Consider the following 16,919-nt stretch of genomic DNA (forward strand, 5'->3'; position numbering starts at 1 on the left):
AGCTGGATCACAGAATGGACAAAAAGCTGCGAGTCGCGGAAATTGCCGCCCGCACCGGGCTGTCGGCCAGTACGGTTTCGCGTGTGTTAGCCGGAAAAGCGAATACCAGCGAAAAGGCCCGTCAGGCGGTATTGGCCTGCGCCCGTGAACTTGGGGTGATGCAGGGATTGGCTGCCGGGCGGCTACTGCTCAACAACCTGCTGATTTTTGCGCCACAGCGGGCCTTCGACGAACGCTCAGATATCTTCTACTACCGCGTCATCCAGAGTATCAATAACGCGCTGGCGCCGCATGAAGTGCGTCTGCGCTATTGCGCGCTGGAAGAAAACGACAGCGACGCCAATCTGTTTCTGGCCCGCATGAACGAGACCGATACCCAGGCGGCGGTATTGCTGGGGATCGACGATCGGCATATCCACGCGCTGGCGGCGGATCTTGGCAAACCTTGTGTATTAATTAACTGCCGGGATGAAGGGATGCGTCTCCCCTCCATTGCGCCTGACCATCGGCTGATTGGTCAGTGCGCCGCTCGTTATCTGTTTGATATGGGCCATCAGGCGGTAATGAACGTGATGTGTCTGCGCCGCTATACCATGGAGCTACGGCTGGTGGGTATCAAGGAGGCGTGGCGCGCGCGCAACCTGCGATTTACCGGTAGCCGCGACCTGATTAGCGTCGCTAATTTTAGCGCCAGAGAAACGGAAGAGCAGGTCGGGGCCTGGCTCGACGCTCTACAGGGGCGCCCGATGCCGACGGCGTTTCTGGTGGGCGGCGATTTTATGGCCGCCGGTACCGTCAGCGCGCTGCAAAAACGAGGCCTGCGGGTGCCGCAGGATGTCTCGGTGATGAGTATCGACGGTTTTAATCTGGCGGCGATTCAGGACGTGCCGCTGACGGCGATTCATGTGCCGCGGGATGAGCTCGGCAGCGAGGCGGTACATCTTCTCCAGCAGCGTCTGCTGCGCCCGGAAGCGCCGCACGGTTCGCTACTACTGCACGGCGCCATGGTGGTACGCGATTCGGTGCGGCGGATCCGGCCAGGCAAGAGCCATACCGCCGTAGAACAGCAAGGTCTGTATGATGATTAGATCTTCATGCCCAATGCGCGTTTGCCGTGATCGTTAAGATCGGCAACGGTGAAGCGCGCCTGCCAGTCGCATTCATAATCCTCGCGCGGGAAATCCCCGGGAGAAGCGCCTTTTTCCAGCGCGATTTTTACCTTCTGCGCGTAAGCGAGATTCTTCTCGCACATCGGCGCGGCCGGGATGTACATGACGTTGCCCCAGCCCTGTTGATTTTTCACCGGCGCGACCGAGTGAATGACATCGCAGTGCCACCAGACGGAATCACCGGCGTTCAGCGCTGGAATCGAGCTTAACGCTTTGATAAGCAATGGATGCCATTGCTCAGAGATCGGCAGCACCTTGCCCGGCGCGACGCCGCACAGTTCATCTTCCGGCACATCATCCAGCAGCGGGCGCAGCAGAACGTAAGCCATCGCCTCCGGGATCGGCACCACGTGCAGTAGCCCTTGACCGGGGATCATGTCCGACAGCGCCGTCCAGCCCTGGAAGGTGCGGAACACCGAACATTTGGTGGTGTTATCGACGGTGTACTCTTCCACTTCGGTACGGTGCGCCGCGTCCCACGGATCGTAGGCGTCGATATTGCCATTAAAGACGTTGGCGAAAACCTGCTGATAGGCGGGAAGCAACCAGCGCTCCAGCGCCCCGGAATCGGTATGCGCGCCCAGCCCCTTTGACGTGGTTCCCGGCGGGCGGCGGCGGATGCGGTCAGGGTAAATCACGCTGACATCCGGATCGAACCAGCGTTTGCCGTCCTGTTCAAAGCGCCACAGTCGGTTAAGGAAGGATTGTACCGCCGCCATTTCATCGCTTTGGCGCGCCTGCATTTGCGAGGGCGACCAGTAGATCGGATAGATCTCCGGGCGCGAAGCCTCCAGCGAGCCGAAGAAGCTGTCGCCAGGCCCTTTGTAAACGTCGTCGAAATGGTTCAGATCCAGGTATTCCAGCATCGCGTTATCCCAGGCCAGCGCCTGTTCGCGCGGGTAGTGGCCTTTGATAACCGCGCAACCGCGGCGCTTAATCGCCTCACGCTGCGCCTCGCTCACTTTACCCTGGGCGATATCGCTAAACGGGATTATCGGCCAGACTTCCTGACCTGCGGCTTTCAGGGCATTAATCTCGTCCAGGTGCTCGCTGATGCGCGCCGAGAGTCTATCGAATACCGCCTGGACATCGCCGATTTGCGCCCGTAGCGCCTGTTTCATCTGGCGAATCGCCGCTTTGTGGTCGGCAGGTAATGTTTCGTGGGTAGGGAGAGCAGCCATAATCACCTCGCTGTATCTTTCATTCGAAAGTATTAAATCTTACAAACGTTAATTTAAGTTAAATTAGAGTTAACGCAAGTTTAAAATTATGCAGCGGCGCACAAAATGGAAAAGCCGGGGCGGATACCCCGGCACAGGATCAGTCGTTGAAAGGGGAGGTCTTATCGAGAACGGCCTGAATCACCTTCAACGCGCCGTCGTGGTTATTGTCATCGGTGGTGAAACCGGCGATGGCTTTGATGCTGTCGGCAGCGTTGGCCATAGCAAAAGCATATTTCACCAGTTTTAACATTTCGGCGTCATTGCCGCTGTCGCCAATTGCTACGCACTGCTGCGGCGAAAGGTTCCAGCGTTTGAGCAGGCGGCTGATGCCGTTGGCTTTATGCAGGCCGGGGATAATCAAATCGACAAAGCCAAAGCCGCTGGTGACCGGCTTCATGATCCCGTCCAGCGAGACGTGCAGTTTATCAATAAGCTGTGGAATATCGCTATCCGGCAAGTTGAGGGAGAATTTGAATAGCGTATCGTCGATGCGATGGTAATCGCTTACCCGCTGCAGACGATGGTAGTGCTTCGACATCAGCTCAACAAAGGCGTCCGGGGCTTTATCACTAACGTATGCGCTTTGCAGGCCGCAGGCGACGAAGTTGAGCTGCGGATCTTTCAGCAGTTCGCCAATGACTACCTGCGACTCGTGACGGGTCAGTTCGCCGTGGAACACCTGTTTGCCATGCTCGTAAACCAGAGCGCCGTTTTCTGCGACGAATGAAATCTGCTCGCGGATTTCCGGGAAAAATGAGATCAGCTGATAGTACTGGTTGCCGCTGGCGACAACAAATTCAATACCTTGCTGTTTAAGCTGCGCAAACTGCGCGAGGAAACGCGGGCGGTCATACTGCTTGGCGTCATTGAGAAAAGTTCCGTCCATATCGGTGACGATAACTTTAACGGTCATAAGAGGTGCTCCTGGCTTAACTTCGACCAGTAACATTCTAATTACAATGTGATGGGGAGCACAAATTTATTTCGAATGAAAGTTTATCCCATTTTCAACGGGTACAGAAGATGTCACCCGGCTCAGCGCAGCGCCGGCCGGGTATTTTCCTTACAGCGTATGCTCGGTACGGGCGATAATATCGTCCTGAGTATCCGGCGACAGGGCGGTGAAGAACGCCGAGTATCCGGCGACGCGGACCACTAAATCTCGGTACTGGTCAGGGTGTTTCTTGGCTTCCAGCAGCGTTTCGCGTGACACGATGTTGTACTGAATATGCCAGCCTTTGTGCACTTCAAAGAAAGTACGCAGCAGCACCATCAGCTTCTGCTTATCGGACTCGTTCTCCAGCGTGGAAGGATTTAGCTTCTGGTTGAGCAGCACGCCGCCGAGGATCGCGCCGGTCGGCAGTTTGCCTACCGAACTGATAACCGCCGTGGGCCCCAGGTGATCGGTACCGGAGGCCGGGCTGGCCCCTTCCGCCAGCGGCGCGTGCGCTTTGCGGCCATCCGGCGTCGCCATGGTTTGCGCGCCGAACGGGACGTTCGCGGAGATAGACGACGTACCGGCGTAATAGTTACCGCCAATCGGGCCGCGGCCGTAACGCGGGTTATGGTACTGCTTCAGCTCGTCGATATAGGTCTGATAGGCCCGCGCTAGCAGAATGTCGACGCTATCGTCGTCGTTACCGTACTTCGGCGCGCCGTTGATCAAGCGCTGACGTAACTGCTCATGGGTCAGGCCGGCAAAATCTTCCGCCAGCGCCTTCGCCAGTTCCTGCTGGCCGATAACGCCCTGATCGAAGACCAGTTTTTTCACCGCCGCCAGGCTGTTGCCGAGGTTGGCGATCCCGACCTGCAGGCCGGAAACCCAGTCATATTTCGCGCCGCCCTGCTTGATGCTTTTCGCCCGTTCGATGCAGTCATCAACTAACGCTGAGCAAAGAATATCGTGGACGTTCTCTTCCAGCATGGTATCGACAACGTACTCAATCTCGATGGATTTACGGGTGTAGTAGCGGATCTGGGTGTCCCAGTCTTCCAGCACCTGGTCGAAGTTAGCGAAGTTGCCTTTCGACAGCGCATGTTGTTGGGCAAGGAATACCTGGCCGCTGGTGGCATCGCGGCCGCCTTCCAGCGTCGCCAGCATCACCCGCGCGAAGTTAATAAAGCTCATGCCGGTGCAGCGATAGCCCCATTTGCCGCCGACCGCGGTTTCGATGCAGCCGATAGCGGCGTAATCGTAGGCGTCCTGCGGCTCAACGCCGAGCTTGATAAATTCCGGAATGACGATTTCATCGTTATTAAACGCCGGCATGCCGAAACCGCAGCGGATCACCTGAACGCAGGCGTCGAGGAAGTCGTTGCTCATCCCGGCATGGTAACGCACGCTGAGGTTCGGCTGGGTAGAGCGCAGGCGGCCGCAGGATTCGAGGATCGCGTACGACAGCGGGTTGACGGCGTCCTGCGGTTGGCCGTCGACCAGATTTTGCCCGCCGATGGTGACGTTCTGGTATAGCGGGCTACCGGCAGAAGCTTTGGAATGCGAGCCAGAGCGAATTTTGTTGACCTCCAGCAGCTTCAGCCAGCAGCAATGCAGCAGCTCAATGGCCTGTTCGCGATCCAACGATTGCTGCAGTTCAACGTCGCGGCGGTAGTACGGATAAAGGTACTGGTCCATGCGGCCAAAGGAGACCGAGTGGCCGTTGGATTCAATCTGCAGGATCAACTGAATGAAGTAGCAGAGCTGCAGCGCCTGCCAGAAGGTTTTCGGCGGCTCGTGGGCGATAACTTCACAGTTTTCGGCGATCGCCAGCAGCTCGTCGCGGCGCAATTCGCGCGGCTCCTGCGCCGCCATGTCGCGCGCCAGCGTAGCGAAGCGTTTGCAGTGTTCGCTCACTGCCGCGAGCACGATATCGATCGCCTTCAAAAACTGTTCGCCGTGCAGATCTTCCAGCACCGTCAGATTAATACGCGAGCGGCGCTCAGCGACTTTCGCGCGCATGCCGTCGAGCCCTTTTTCCAGCAGCAGAGGATAGTTGACCGCCAGGTGGGCGTCGCCGGAAGTCATGTTACCTTCGGCTTTGATAATACCGGTGGCGAGCAGCGCTTTTTGTTCATCGGTAAACATGCCGTAGCAGCGGTCCTGAACGGTCTGCCCGCGCCACCATGGGCACACTTCATGTAAGACACGCTTATTCTCTTCACTGACCGAGAAGCCGGCGCCCGGACGGTCGGCGAGATCGTCTATCTCTTTCTCAATCCAGCTGACGGTATATTCCGGGAAAATCGGCGCGGCGCGAACTTCGCTGGCCTGGTTGCCGACGATCAGTTCATCGTGCTTGATCCAGATAGTGCGTTCCGCCAGATGATGCGCCAGCGCCAGCGCGCGACGCACCGGGATGGGTTTATCGAGATGTTGCTGATAGGCGGCGGTATAGTGTTGGGCGCGCTCGGTACAAACCGGCGGCTTAACGATATGCACCAGCGCCATTTTATGCGCCTGAATGCGAGCGCTCAGAGTATCCAGTTTTAAGGTGGTCATAAGTTATCCTCGTAGGGTCGCCGTTAAACCTTTGCTTTGCGCGTACTGCTGCGCAAAGGCCAGTAGCTCGGGAGCGGCCAGCGGTTTTTCCGGTGCGGTATAGGGCTGACTGAGTAATTGGTATTTATTCATTCCCAGCGTGTGGTACGGCAGGAAATGGATTTCGCTGACCTGAAGACGGTCGGCGGCAAAATCGGTAATCGCGGTAATGTCGGCTTCGTTGGCGTTAAATCCCTGAATTAATGGGACGCGAATGATGATTTTTTTCCCTGCCTGCGCCAGGCGCTGCAGGTTATTCATTACCCGGCGGGCGCTGCCGTCGGTCCACTGCTGGAAGACGGCATCGTCAACGTGCTTCAGGTCGGCCAGAAACAGATCGACAAACGGTAAAGAGGGTTCAATGTACTTCCATGGTACGTGCAGGCAGGTTTCCACGGCGGTGTGAATGCCCGCCTGATGGCTGGCTTCGAACAGCGCCTGCGCAAGCGTCGGGTTCATAAAGGGCTCGCCGCCGGAAAGGGTAATGCCGCCGCCGCTGCGATCGTAAAACGGCTTATCGCGTAGCACCGTCGCCATAATTTCCGCCACGCTTTTTTCCTCGCCGCAGACCGTCAACGCGGTAGTGGGGCAGCAGTCGCGTAGCGCGGCAATATGGCGCTCGTTGACGTTTTGCCGATGGATAATCAGGCCGTCGAGGGTACGTGTAATCACCTCCGGCGCCGCCTGCTGGCACAGCTCGCAGCCGTCAAGACATAGCCGCGCGTCGTACAGCAGGTCTTCGTTGCGGGCGCGGCTTTCCGGGTTCTGACACCAACGGCAGCCCAGCGAACAGCCTTTAAGGAATACGACGGTACGGATCCCCGGGCCGTCATGGGTGGAGTAGCGCTGGATGTTGAAGATCATGATTTACCCTCTTATTTGCATATGAAGATTAAATAACTTTCGAATGAAAGTTATATTGACGCAAATCAACAATCAGAGTGGGTAAAAGAGACGGGAAGAAAAAGAACGGCGTGGTTCACAAAATAACCGGCGACCTGCCTCGCCGGCGGCTGGAATTTAATGCGAACCGCACACCTCGCACTGGGGGTGACGCATCAGCTTCATTTCGCGAAACTGGCAGCTCATCGCGTCATACATCACGATTTTGCCCCTGGCGGGGGTGCCGTAACCGGTCAACAGTTTAATCGCCTCCATGGCCTGCAGCGAACCGATAGTGCCGACCAGCGGCGCCATCACCCCGGCTTCGACGCAGGTGAGGGCGTTTTCGCCGAACAGGCGGCTCAGGCAGCGATAGCATGGCTCGCCGTCCTGATAGGTAAAGACGCTGATTTGCCCCTCCATACGAATCGCCGCGCCGGAGACCAGCGGGGTTTTGTGCTGGAAGCAGCCGGCGTTAAGCTGGTTGCGAATAGCAACGTTGTCGGTACAGTCGAGCACCAGATGGTGGTCGGCAATCTGCGTTGCCAGCGCCGCGTCATCGAGCATTGCATCGATGGTGACCAGCCGGACGTGCGGGTTAATACGCGCCAATGCGTCGCGGGCAGAATCCACCTTCGGCTGGCCGATGGTCGCGTCGCTGTGCAGCGTCTGACGTTGTAGATTGGATAACGAAACGGTATCGAAATCCAGCAGGGTGAGCTGACCCACCCCGGCTGCCGCCAGATATTGAGCGGCGGCGCAGCCGAGCCCGCCGAGGCCGACGACCAGCACGCGAGCGGCTTTTAACCGCTCCTGACCGTCGAAATCAAACCCTCGCAGTACGATCTGCCGGTTATAGCGCAGCATCTCCTCGTCGCTCAGCTCAACGGCCATTACAGCCCCCCAAACAGATGATTAAAGGGCTCGACTTCGACCCATTCGCCCGCTTCGACGTTGCCGCGTTCGCGCTCCAGTACGATAAAGCAGTTACCGAGGCTGAATGAGCTGAAAATGTGCGAGCCCTGATGGCCGGTGGTGCTCACCACCAGTTCGCCTTCCGGATTGCGCTGCAGCACGCCGCGCTGGAAGTCGAGGCGGCCCGGCGATTTTTTCAGCCGGCTGGCGGCGCGCACGCGCAGACGCATCGGCTGGGTTTGACCGCGGTTGCCGGAGAGCTTGGCCAGCAGCGGCTGTACCAGTTGATAGAAGGTTAAGGTGGCGGAAACCGGATTGCCCGGCAGGCCGCAGAACCAGCTGTTGCTGAGCTTGCCGAAGGCGAACGGTTTACCCGGCTTAATCGCCAGCTTCCAGAAGCCGATCTCGCCCAATTCTTCGAGGATAGTTTTGGTGTAATCGGCTTCGCCCACGGAGACGCCGCCTGAGCTTATTACCACATCGGCCTGCTGGTCGGCGGCGATAAAGGCGTCGCGCAGCTTCGCCGGATCGTCAGGAATAATGCCGAGGTTGATCACCTCGCAGCCCAGCTGTTCGAGCATCAGATGTACCGCCAGGCGGTTAGTATCATAAATCTTGCCGTCGCCGAGCGGTTGGCCCGGCAACTGGAGTTCATCCCCGGTCGAGAAGACCGCGACGCGCACTTTACGGACTACCTCGACGTCGGCAATACCCAGCGATGCCAGCACCGGCAGTTCCGCAACGGTAAGACGAGTCCCTGCCGGGAATACTACCGCGCCGTTGGCGATATCTTCGCCGCGACGGCGTATATTTTGCCCGGCTTTCACCGGCGCGATGAAGCGCACGCCCGCATCGCTTTGTTCCGTTTCTTCCTGCATGACCACCGCGTCGCAGCCTTCAGGCACCGGCGCGCCGGTCATGATGCGGATACAGGTGCCCGCCGGCCAGGGGTCGTGGAACGGTTGGCCGGCAAAGGCCTTACCGGCAACCGGCAGCGACGCGCCGTCGGTGAGGTCGGCCAGGCGCACGGCATAGCCGTCCATCGCTGAGTTATCAAAACCGGGTACGTCCAGCGGCGAAACGACATCATGGGCGGTCACGCGCGAAAAGGCCTGCAGCAGCGGCAGGGTTTCCGTGGCCTTCAGCGGCGAAATACGGTCGAGCATCTGAGTCAGGGCTGTGTCGAGCGGCATCAGTCCGGCGGTAAAATCCATGGGTTACTCCTGCTGGCAAAACGTCGAAAACGCCTATTATGGCAGAAAAGCGCCGGCGACTGTATGCCACTGCGGTACGAGGCTTTACATCACCGGATGCTCTTTCTATATTCAAAAAATGTATAAAAGTTTAGTCAGTATAATGATATCTATACAGTTTATGGCAAAGGAAAGATCGAATGGGTAAGGCGGTAATAGCAATCCACGGCGGCGCCGGCGCGATTAGCCGAGCGCAGATGTCGCCGGAGCGCGAACGCGAGTATGTAGCCGCGCTGTCGGCCATCGTCGACAGTGGGCAAAAAATGTTGGCAGCAGGCGCCAGCGCGCTGGATGCGGTGACAGAAGCGGTACGTCTGCTGGAAGAGTGCCCGCTGTTTAACGCCGGGATAGGTTCGGTATTTACCCACGATCAAACGCACGAACTGGATGCCTGCGTGATGGATGGCTATAGCCTGCAGGCCGGCGCGGTGGCTGGCGTAAAGCATCTGCGTAACCCGGTGCTGGCGGCGCGTCTGGTGCTGGAAGAGAGCCCGCACGTGCTGCTCATCGGCGAAGGGGCGGAAAAGTTTGCCGCCTCGCGCGGGATGACGCTTGTTGAAAACGAGTTATTTTCTACCACCGAGCGGCTTCTGCAGTTACAGCAGGCGAAAGAGGGCGGCGAGATTATTCTCGACCACCATGCCGCGCCGCTCGACGAACGCCACAAAATGGGCACCGTTGGCGCGGTGGCGCTGGATCTGGCCGGTAATCTGGCGGCAGCGACCTCCACCGGCGGAATGACTAATAAACTGCCCGGTCGCGTCGGCGATAGCCCGCTGCCGGGCGCCGGCTGCTATGCCAATAATGCCAGCGTCGCGGTCTCCTGCACCGGCACTGGCGAAGTGTTCATGCGCACGCTCGCCGCTTACGACATTTCGGCGTTGATGGAGTACGGCAATCTCAGCCTGTTTGAGGCCTGCGAGCGAGTGGTGCAGGAAAAACTGCCGGCGCTGGGCGGCAGCGGAGGCCTTATCGCCGTTGACCGCGAGGGGAATGTGGTGCTGCCATTCAACAGTGAAGGGATGTACCGGGCGTGGTGTTATGCGGGCGATACGCCGACGATTGGAATTTATCGCGAATAAAAGGAGAAGCGAGTTTGCCGCAAAGTCATGAGATTGATGAAGACGATGTGCTGGTGGTACGCGATCTTAACGTCGCCTTTAGCCAGCAGCGGCAGCGCGTTTCTGCGGTGCGTAACCTGTCATTTAGCCTCCGCCGCGGCGAGACGCTGGCGATTGTCGGCGAGTCCGGTTCCGGAAAGTCGGTGACCGCCCTGGCGCTGATGCGCCTGCTCGACGAGGCGGTTAGCGAGGTCAGCAGCGAGGCGTTGCTGCTGCGCCGACGTAACCGTCAGGTGATTGATATCAACGCGCAAACGGCAGGTCAAATGCGTCAGGTTCGCGGCGCGGACGTGGCGATGATTTTTCAGGAGCCGATGACCTCGCTGAACCCGGTATTCACCATCGGCGAACAAATTGCCGAGTCTATTCGGCTACATCAGGGACTGCGGCATGACCAGGCGCTGCGGGAAGCTAAAAAGATGCTCGAACGGGTGCGTATTCCGGAAGCGGAAGCGATGCTTTCACGTTACCCGCATCAGCTTTCCGGCGGCATGCGCCAGCGGGTGATGATCGCCATGGCGTTATCGTGTCGACCGGCGGTACTGATTGCCGATGAACCTACCACCGCGCTGGACGTCACTATTCAGGCGCAGATCCTGCAGCTTATCGCCGCATTGCAAAAAGAGATGGCGATGGGGGTGATGTTTATCACTCACGATATGGGCGTGGTGGCGGAGATCGCCGATCGTGTGCTGGTGATGTATCGCGGCGAAGCGGTTGAAAGCGGGCGCGTCGACGATATTTTTCGCGCCCCGCAGCACCCTTATACCCAGGCGCTACTGGCGGCGGTACCGAAGCTCGGCTCAATGCGCGGCAGCGATTTACCGCGGCGCTTCCCGCTGCTCAACGACGGTGTGACCCAGCAGCCGGAACAGAATACCGTGGTCGCCGGCAAACCGATTTTACAGGTGCGCGATTTGGTCGCGCGTTTCCCGATCCGCGGCGGTATTCTCAACCGCGTCACCCGCGAAGTGCACGCGGTGGAAAAAGTGAGTTTCGATCTGTGGCCGGGCGAAACGCTGTCGCTGGTCGGCGAATCAGGCTGCGGTAAATCGACTACCGGGCGGGCGCTGCTGCGGCTGGTGGAAGCGCAGGGCGGCAGTATCACCTTTAACGGCCAGCGTATTGATGCGCTGTCCGGCGGCAAGCTGCAGACGCTGCGCCGCGACATTCAGTTTATTTTTCAGGATCCTTACGCCTCGCTCGATCCGCGGCAGACGGTCGGTTATTCCATTATGGAGCCGCTGCGCGTGCATGGTTTGCTGGAAGGGGATGCGGCTCGCGAACGCGTCGCCTGGCTGTTGCAGCGCGTGGGGCTGGAGGCGGAACACGCGTGGCGTTATCCGCATGAGTTTTCCGGCGGCCAGCGGCAGCGTATCTGTATCGCCCGCGCACTGGCGCTCAATCCGAAAGTGGTAATCGCCGATGAGTCGGTGTCGGCGCTGGACGTGTCGATTCGCGCGCAGATTATTAATCTGCTGCTCGATTTACAGCGTGAAATGGGCATCGCATTTCTGTTTATTTCCCATGACATGGCGGTGGTGGAGCGCATCAGCCACCGCGTGGCGGTAATGTATCGCGGGCGGATCGTGGAGATTGGCCCGCGTCGCGCCGTGTTTGAAAACCCGCAGCATCCTTACACCCGTAAACTGATGGCGGCGGTGCCGGTCGCCGACCCGGCGCATCGTCAACCGCAGCGCGTATTACTCTCTGACGAGCTGCCGGGGAATATCTATAAACCGGGAGAAGAAATCGACAGCGCGCCGTTACAGCTGGTAGCGCCGGGACATTATGTCGCCCGCGAGCCCGCCGATGTACTGAGCCGATAACAACCTAACGCACTCTTGCAGGAGCATAACAACATGACTCAACCTGTTACACGCAAATGGCTACTGGCGCTTGGCATCGCCTCGGCGCTGGCGGCGACGCCGGCCTTCGCCGCGAAAGATGTGGTGGTCGCGGTCGGTTCCAACTTCACGACCCTCGATCCCTATGACGCGAACGATACCTTATCGCAGGCGGTGGCGAAGTCGTTTTATCAAGGCCTGTTCGGCCTTGATAAAGAGATGAAGCTGCAAAACGTACTGGCGGAGAGCTATACCGTCTCGGCGGATGGGCTGGTGTATACCATCAAGCTACACAGCGGGGTGAAATTCCAGGATGGCACCGATTTTAACGCCGAAGCGGTGAAAGCGAATCTCGACCGCGCCAGCAATCCGGATAACCATCTCAAACGCTATAACCTGTATAAGGATATCGCCAGCACCGAGGCGGTGGATCCGACGACGGTCAAAATCACGCTCAAACAACCGTTCTCGGCGTTTATCAATATTCTTGCCCATCCGGCGACGGCGATGATTTCGCCGGCGGCGCTGAAAAAATATGGCAAGGAGATCGGCTTCCACCCGGTAGGTACCGGGCCGTATAAGCTCGACACCTGGAATCAGACCGATTTCGTCAAAGTCAGCAAGTTTGATGGTTACTGGCAGCCGGGGCTGCCGAAGCTGGATTCCATTACCTGGCGCCCGGTGGTCGATAACAACACCCGTGCGGCGATGCTGCAAACCGGCGAGGCGCAGTTCGCTTTCCCGATCCCTTACGAGCAGGCGCCGCTGCTGGCGAAAAACAGCAAGCTGGAGCTGGTGGCCAGCCCGTCGATTATGCAGCGCTATATCAGCATGAACGTAACGCAGAAGCCGTTCGATAATCCGAAGGTGCGGGAAGCCATCAACTACGCGATTAACCGTCAGGCGCTGGTTAAGGTCGCGTTTGCCGGATACGCCACCCCGGCGACCGGCGTCGTGCCGCCTTCTATTGCCTACGCCCAGACCTACAGCGCATGGCCTTACGACCCGGCGAAGGCCCGTCAGTTGCTGAAAGAAGCCGGTTTCCCTAACGGCTTCAGCACCACGCTGTGGTCATCGCATAATCACAGCACCGCGCAGAAGGTGCTGCAGTTTACCCAGCAGCAGCTGGCGCAGGTGGGTATTAAAGCGCAGGTGACGGCGATGGATGCCGGACAGCGTGCGGCGCAGGTTGAAGGCAAGGGGCAGAAAGAGAGCGGGGTACGGATGTTCTACACCGGCTGGTCAGCGTCGACTGGCGAAGCCGACTGGGCGCTGTCGCCGCTATTCGCCTCACAAAACTGGCCGCCGACCCTGTTTAACACCGCCTTTTACAGCAACCCGCAGGTCGATAAAGACCTGAGCGAGGCGCTGAAAACGACCGATGCGCAACAGAAGACCAAATTCTATAAAGATGCGCAGGACATTATCTGGAAAGAGTCGCCGTGGGTGCCGCTGGTGGTGGAAAAGCTGGTATCGGCGCATAGCAAAAACCTGACCGGGTTTTATATTCAGCCGGATACCGGTTTTAGCTTCGAGCAGGCGGACTTAACGCAGTGATAATGCTTATGCTCACGCGTTCCCTCTGCCGAAATGGGAGGGGGCGATGCTGAATTACGTTCTGAAGCGCCTGCTGGGGCTCATTCCGACGCTGTTTATCGTCGCCGTGCTGGTGTTCCTGTTTGTGCATATGCTGCCGGGCGATCCGGCGCGGCTGATTGCCGGGCCGGAAGCCGATGCGCAGGTGGTGGCAATGGTACGCCAGCAGCTGGGGCTCGACCAGCCGCTGCATGTCCAGTTCTGGCACTACATCACCAATGTATTGCAGGGTGATTTCGGTATCTCGATGGCTTCGCGCCGCCCGGTGACCAGCGAAATCGCCAGCCGCTTCATGCCGACGCTATGGTTAACGCTTGCCAGCATGAGCTGGGCGGTGCTGTTCGGCATGGCTGCGGGGATTGCCGCGGCGGTGTGGCGCAATCGCTGGCCGGATCGGCTGGGGATGGCGCTGGCGGTAACCGGTATCTCCTTCCCGGCGTTCGCTCTCGGTATGCTGCTGATGCAGGTCTTTTCCGTGGAGCTCGGCTGGCTGCCGACGGTCGGCGCCGACAGCTGGCGGCACTATATTCTGCCGTCGTTGACCCTTGGCGCCGCGGTGGCATCGGTGATGGCGCGCTTCACCCGCGCGTCGTTCGTTGACGTGCTCCATGAGGATTACATGCGTACCGCGCGGGCCAAAGGGGTGAGCGAAACGCTGGTGGTGTTGAAGCACGGCCTGCGCAACGCGATGATCCCGGTAGTGACCATGATGGGGCTACAGTTCGGTTTTTTGCTCGGCGGCTCCATTGTGGTGGAGAAGGTCTTCAACTGGCCGGGGCTTGGGCGACTGCTGGTGGACTCCGTGGAGATGCGCGATTACCCGGTGATTCAGGCGGAAGTGCTGCTATTTTCGCTGGAGTTCATTCTTATCAACTTAGTGGTGGACGTGCTGTATGCCGCCATTAACCCGGCTATCAGGTACAAGTAAGGTGAGATTGCTCAACTGGAGAAGGGAAGCGGTTATCAACGCCATGCCGGGCGTTAAGCCCGGACAGATCCGCACGCCGTGGCATGAGTTCTGGCGGCGTTTTCGTCGCCAGCCGGTGGCGATGGCGGCGGGCATATTTGTGCTGTTGCTGATTGTTGTCGCGATTATCGCGCCGTGGATAGCGCCGTATGACGCGGAAAACTATTTCGATTACGATCGCCTGAACGAAGGGCCGTCAATGGTGCACTGGTTCGGCGTTGATTCGCTGGGGCGCGATATCTTCAGTAGGGTGCTGGTCGGCGCGCAGATTTCGCTGGCCGCTGGGGTACTGGCGGTACTGATTGGCGCGCTGATTGGCACCGTGCTCGGCCTGCTGGCCGGGTACTACGAAGGCTGGTGGGACCGTATCACCATGCGCATCTGCGACGTGCTGTTTGCCTTCCCCGGCATTCTGTTGGCGATTGCGGTGGTGGCGGTGATGGGCAGCGGGATGGCCAACGTGATTATCGCGGTGGCGATTTTTTCAATTCCGGCGTTCGCCCGCCTGGTGCGTGGCAATACGCTGGTTCTGAAGCAGCAGACGTTTATTGAGTCGGCGCGCAGTATTGGCGCCAGCGATTCGACTATTCTGTTCAACCATATTTTGCCCGGTACGGTGTCGTCGATAGTGGTCTATTTTACCATGCGCATCGGCGTGTCGATTATCTCCGCCGCCAGCCTGTCGTTCCTCGGCCTTGGCGCGCAGCCGCCGACGCCGGAATGGGGGGCGATGTTGAACGAAGCGCGCGCGGATATGGTGATGGCGCCGCATGTGGCGTTATTCCCGGCGATCGCCATTTTCCTGACGGTGCTGGCGTTTAATCTGTTGGGCGACGGCCTGCGCGATGCGCTGGATCCGAAGATAAAGGGATAGGAGACAAGTACGGCGGTAGCAAAGTTGGTAGGTTAGCCCAGCCTGCGCTACGCCTGGCTGGGCTACGGGGTTGAGCGGTGGTAGCCCGGATAAGGCGCAAGCCGCTATCCGGGAAGCGGGATTAGACCCGGGTACCCCACAGGTCGTATTCGTCGGCGTGCTCGACTTTCACCCGCAGCACGTCGCCCGGTTTAACGTTGGTTTCACCGTTTAGATAGACCGCGCCGTCGATTTCCGGGGCATCGGCCATACTGCGGCCGATCGCGCCTTCTTCATCGACTTCATCGACCAGCACCATAATTTCGCGGCCCACTTTTTCCTGCAGACGCTCGGCGGAAATCTGCTGTTGCAGCTGCATAAAGCGGTTCCAGCGCTCTTCTTTCACCTCTTCCGGTACCTGATCCGCCAGTTCGTTGGCGGTGGCGCCTTCAACCGGGCTGTACTTGAAGCAGCCAACGCGGTCCAGACGCGCTTCTTTCAGGAAGTCGAGCAGCATCTGGAAGTCTTCTTCCGTTTCGCCCGGGAAACCGACAATAAAGGTGGAACGCAGAGTCAGATCCGGGCAGATCTCGCGCCACTGTTTAATACGCGCCAACTGACGGTCTGCGGAACCTGGGCGCTTCATCAGTTTCAGGATGCGCGGGCTGGCGTGCTGCAGCGGAATGTCGAGATACGGCAGGATCTTGCCTTCCGCCATCAGCGGGATCACATCGTCAACGTGAGGATACGGGTAGACGTAGTGCAGACGTACCCAAATACCGAGTTTCGCCAGCTCTTCACACAGGCTGACCATACTGGTTTTCACCGGCATGCCGTTGTGGAAACCGGTGCGGTGCTTGACGTCAACGCCATAGGCGGAGGTGTCCTGCGAAATCACCAGCAGTTCTTTCACCCCGGCATCGGCCAGGCGTTTGGCTTCCGCCAGCACTTCGCCAATTGGGCGGCTCACCAGATCGCCGCGCATTGACGGGATAATGCAGAAGGTGCAGCGATGGTTGCAGCCTTCCGAGATTTTCAAGTACGCGTAGTGACGCGGCGTCAGCTTGACGCCCTGTTCCGGCACCAGGCTGAGGAACGGGTTATGCTTCGGCTTCGGCGTATAGTGGTGAACGTGCTCCAGCACCTGCTCGTAGCTATGCGGACCGGTAATTTCCAGCACCTTCGGATGCACCTCGCGGATTTGATCTTCTTTCGCGCCGAGGCAGCCGGTAACGATCACTTTGCCGTTTTCTTTTAAGGCTTCGCCGATCGCTTCAAGCGATTCCTGCACGGCGCTGTCGATAAAGCCGCAGGTGTTGACGATAACCATATCGGCGTTGTCGTAGCTGGGAACCACGTCATACCCTTCGGTACGCAGTTCGGTGAGGATACGTTCTGAGTCTACCAGGTTTTTCGGGCAGCCCAGGGAGACGAAGCCGATTTTCGGCTGGTGCGTGACATTGCTCATAGCTTAAAAAATGTTCATTTATTGGAATGGTCAGGGCAGGAATTCTACAGATCTTTGCGAAAAAGAGTATAGCCAGGGGACGATGAATGA

13 protein-coding genes are annotated in these 16,919 nt (G+C 58.6%); 6 read left to right on the forward strand and 7 right to left on the reverse strand.

The window, feature by feature from the left end; translation table 11 throughout:
* The first annotated feature begins 14 nt into the window (after positions 1-14).
* Positions 15-1,088 (forward strand): LacI family DNA-binding transcriptional regulator, encoded by a 1,074-nt coding sequence (locus PGR29_RS09615; protein WP_316424451.1) that lies wholly within the window; start codon positions 15-17, stop codon positions 1,086-1,088.
* Here PGR29_RS09615 and PGR29_RS09620 read toward each other — a convergent pair.
* From PGR29_RS09620 to moeA, 6 genes are all read right to left on the reverse strand, one after another.
* Positions 1,085-2,350, reverse strand: coding sequence for a DUF1479 domain-containing protein (locus tag PGR29_RS09620; protein ID WP_316424452.1), 1,266 nt, complete (start codon positions 2,348-2,350; stop codon positions 1,085-1,087). The two genes, PGR29_RS09615 and PGR29_RS09620, sit on opposite strands and share 4 nt — an antisense overlap.
* A gap of 139 nt (positions 2,351-2,489) precedes the next feature.
* Positions 2,490-3,305 (reverse strand): Cof-type HAD-IIB family hydrolase, encoded by an 816-nt coding sequence (locus PGR29_RS09625; protein WP_015367562.1) that lies wholly within the window; start codon positions 3,303-3,305, stop codon positions 2,490-2,492.
* Between the two features lie 150 nt (positions 3,306-3,455).
* Positions 3,456-5,888 carry a formate C-acetyltransferase/glycerol dehydratase family glycyl radical enzyme gene (locus PGR29_RS09630; protein WP_308957817.1) on the reverse strand — a complete coding sequence of 811 codons (2,433 nt, stop codon included), beginning with the start codon at positions 5,886-5,888 and terminating at the stop codon, positions 3,456-3,458.
* 3 nt (positions 5,889-5,891) lie between these two features.
* Entirely contained in the window at positions 5,892-6,791 is a 900-nt protein-coding gene (locus PGR29_RS09635) for a glycyl-radical enzyme activating protein (RefSeq protein WP_316424453.1), read from the reverse strand.
* 156 nt (positions 6,792-6,947) lie between these two features.
* The gene (gene moeB / locus PGR29_RS09640; RefSeq protein WP_316424454.1) at positions 6,948-7,703 is read right to left on the reverse strand and encodes a molybdopterin-synthase adenylyltransferase MoeB; all 756 of its coding nucleotides are present in this window, start codon (positions 7,701-7,703) and stop codon (positions 6,948-6,950) included.
* Positions 7,703-8,938: a molybdopterin molybdotransferase MoeA gene (gene moeA, locus PGR29_RS09645; RefSeq protein ID WP_316424455.1), complete on the reverse strand. Its 1,236-nt coding sequence runs from the start codon at positions 8,936-8,938 to the stop codon at positions 7,703-7,705. Before moeA ends, moeB begins: the two co-directional genes overlap by 1 nt.
* Positions 8,939-9,117: 179 nt before the next feature.
* Here moeA and iaaA point away from each other — a divergent pair, with 179 nt between their 5' ends.
* From iaaA to gsiD, 5 genes are read left to right on the forward strand one after another with little or no spacing between them, the layout of a single operon-like run.
* A complete protein-coding gene (iaaA, locus tag PGR29_RS09650) occupies positions 9,118-10,059 on the forward strand; it encodes a beta-aspartyl-peptidase (protein WP_087860004.1) in 942 nt (313 codons plus the stop codon).
* 14 nt (positions 10,060-10,073) lie between these two features.
* Complete coding sequence (gene gsiA / locus PGR29_RS09655) at positions 10,074-11,927, forward strand: glutathione ABC transporter ATP-binding protein GsiA (RefSeq protein ID WP_213317759.1); 1,854 nt, start codon at positions 10,074-10,076, stop codon at positions 11,925-11,927.
* A 33-nt stretch (positions 11,928-11,960) separates the two neighbouring features.
* Positions 11,961-13,502 carry a glutathione ABC transporter substrate-binding protein GsiB gene (gsiB, locus tag PGR29_RS09660; RefSeq protein WP_113374843.1) on the forward strand — a complete coding sequence of 514 codons (1,542 nt, stop codon included), beginning with the start codon at positions 11,961-11,963 and terminating at the stop codon, positions 13,500-13,502.
* Positions 13,503-13,548: 46 nt separating this feature from the next.
* A complete protein-coding gene (gsiC, locus tag PGR29_RS09665) occupies positions 13,549-14,469 on the forward strand; it encodes a glutathione ABC transporter permease GsiC (protein WP_020079290.1) in 921 nt (306 codons plus the stop codon).
* 1 nt (position 14,470) lies between these two features.
* Positions 14,471-15,382 (forward strand): glutathione ABC transporter permease GsiD, encoded by a 912-nt coding sequence (gene gsiD, locus PGR29_RS09670; RefSeq protein WP_087860000.1) that lies wholly within the window; start codon positions 14,471-14,473, stop codon positions 15,380-15,382.
* A 121-nt stretch (positions 15,383-15,503) separates the two neighbouring features.
* On the opposite strand, the gene rimO is transcribed toward gsiD, so the two are convergent.
* Positions 15,504-16,829 carry a 30S ribosomal protein S12 methylthiotransferase RimO gene (gene rimO / locus PGR29_RS09675; protein WP_047049075.1) on the reverse strand — a complete coding sequence of 442 codons (1,326 nt, stop codon included), beginning with the start codon at positions 16,827-16,829 and terminating at the stop codon, positions 15,504-15,506.
* Positions 16,830-16,919: the final 90 nt, after the last annotated feature.

This window comes from Klebsiella sp. 141203 (assembly GCF_032601985.1).
Lineage (GTDB): Bacteria > Pseudomonadota > Gammaproteobacteria > Enterobacterales > Enterobacteriaceae > Klebsiella > Klebsiella aerogenes.

Coding starts and splice junctions, on each gene's coding strand:
- PGR29_RS09630 (WP_308957817.1), bottom strand. CDS start 5,888: ATGACCACCTTAAAACTGGATACTCTGAGCGCTCGCATTCAGGCGCAT.
- PGR29_RS09615 (WP_316424451.1), top strand. CDS start 15: ATGGACAAAAAGCTGCGAGTCGCGGAAATTGCCGCCCGCACCGGGCTG.
- iaaA (WP_087860004.1), top strand. CDS start 9,118: ATGGGTAAGGCGGTAATAGCAATCCACGGCGGCGCCGGCGCGATTAGC.
- rimO (WP_047049075.1), bottom strand. CDS start 16,829: ATGAGCAATGTCACGCACCAGCCGAAAATCGGCTTCGTCTCCCTGGGC.
- gsiC (WP_020079290.1), top strand. CDS start 13,549: ATGCTGAATTACGTTCTGAAGCGCCTGCTGGGGCTCATTCCGACGCTG.
- PGR29_RS09620 (WP_316424452.1), bottom strand. CDS start 2,350: ATGGCTGCTCTCCCTACCCACGAAACATTACCTGCCGACCACAAAGCG.
- moeB (WP_316424454.1), bottom strand. CDS start 7,703: ATGGCCGTTGAGCTGAGCGACGAGGAGATGCTGCGCTATAACCGGCAG.
- PGR29_RS09625 (WP_015367562.1), bottom strand. CDS start 3,305: ATGACCGTTAAAGTTATCGTCACCGATATGGACGGAACTTTTCTCAAT.
- PGR29_RS09635 (WP_316424453.1), bottom strand. CDS start 6,791: ATGATCTTCAACATCCAGCGCTACTCCACCCATGACGGCCCGGGGATC.
- moeA (WP_316424455.1), bottom strand. CDS start 8,938: ATGGATTTTACCGCCGGACTGATGCCGCTCGACACAGCCCTGACTCAG.
- gsiB (WP_113374843.1), top strand. CDS start 11,961: ATGACTCAACCTGTTACACGCAAATGGCTACTGGCGCTTGGCATCGCC.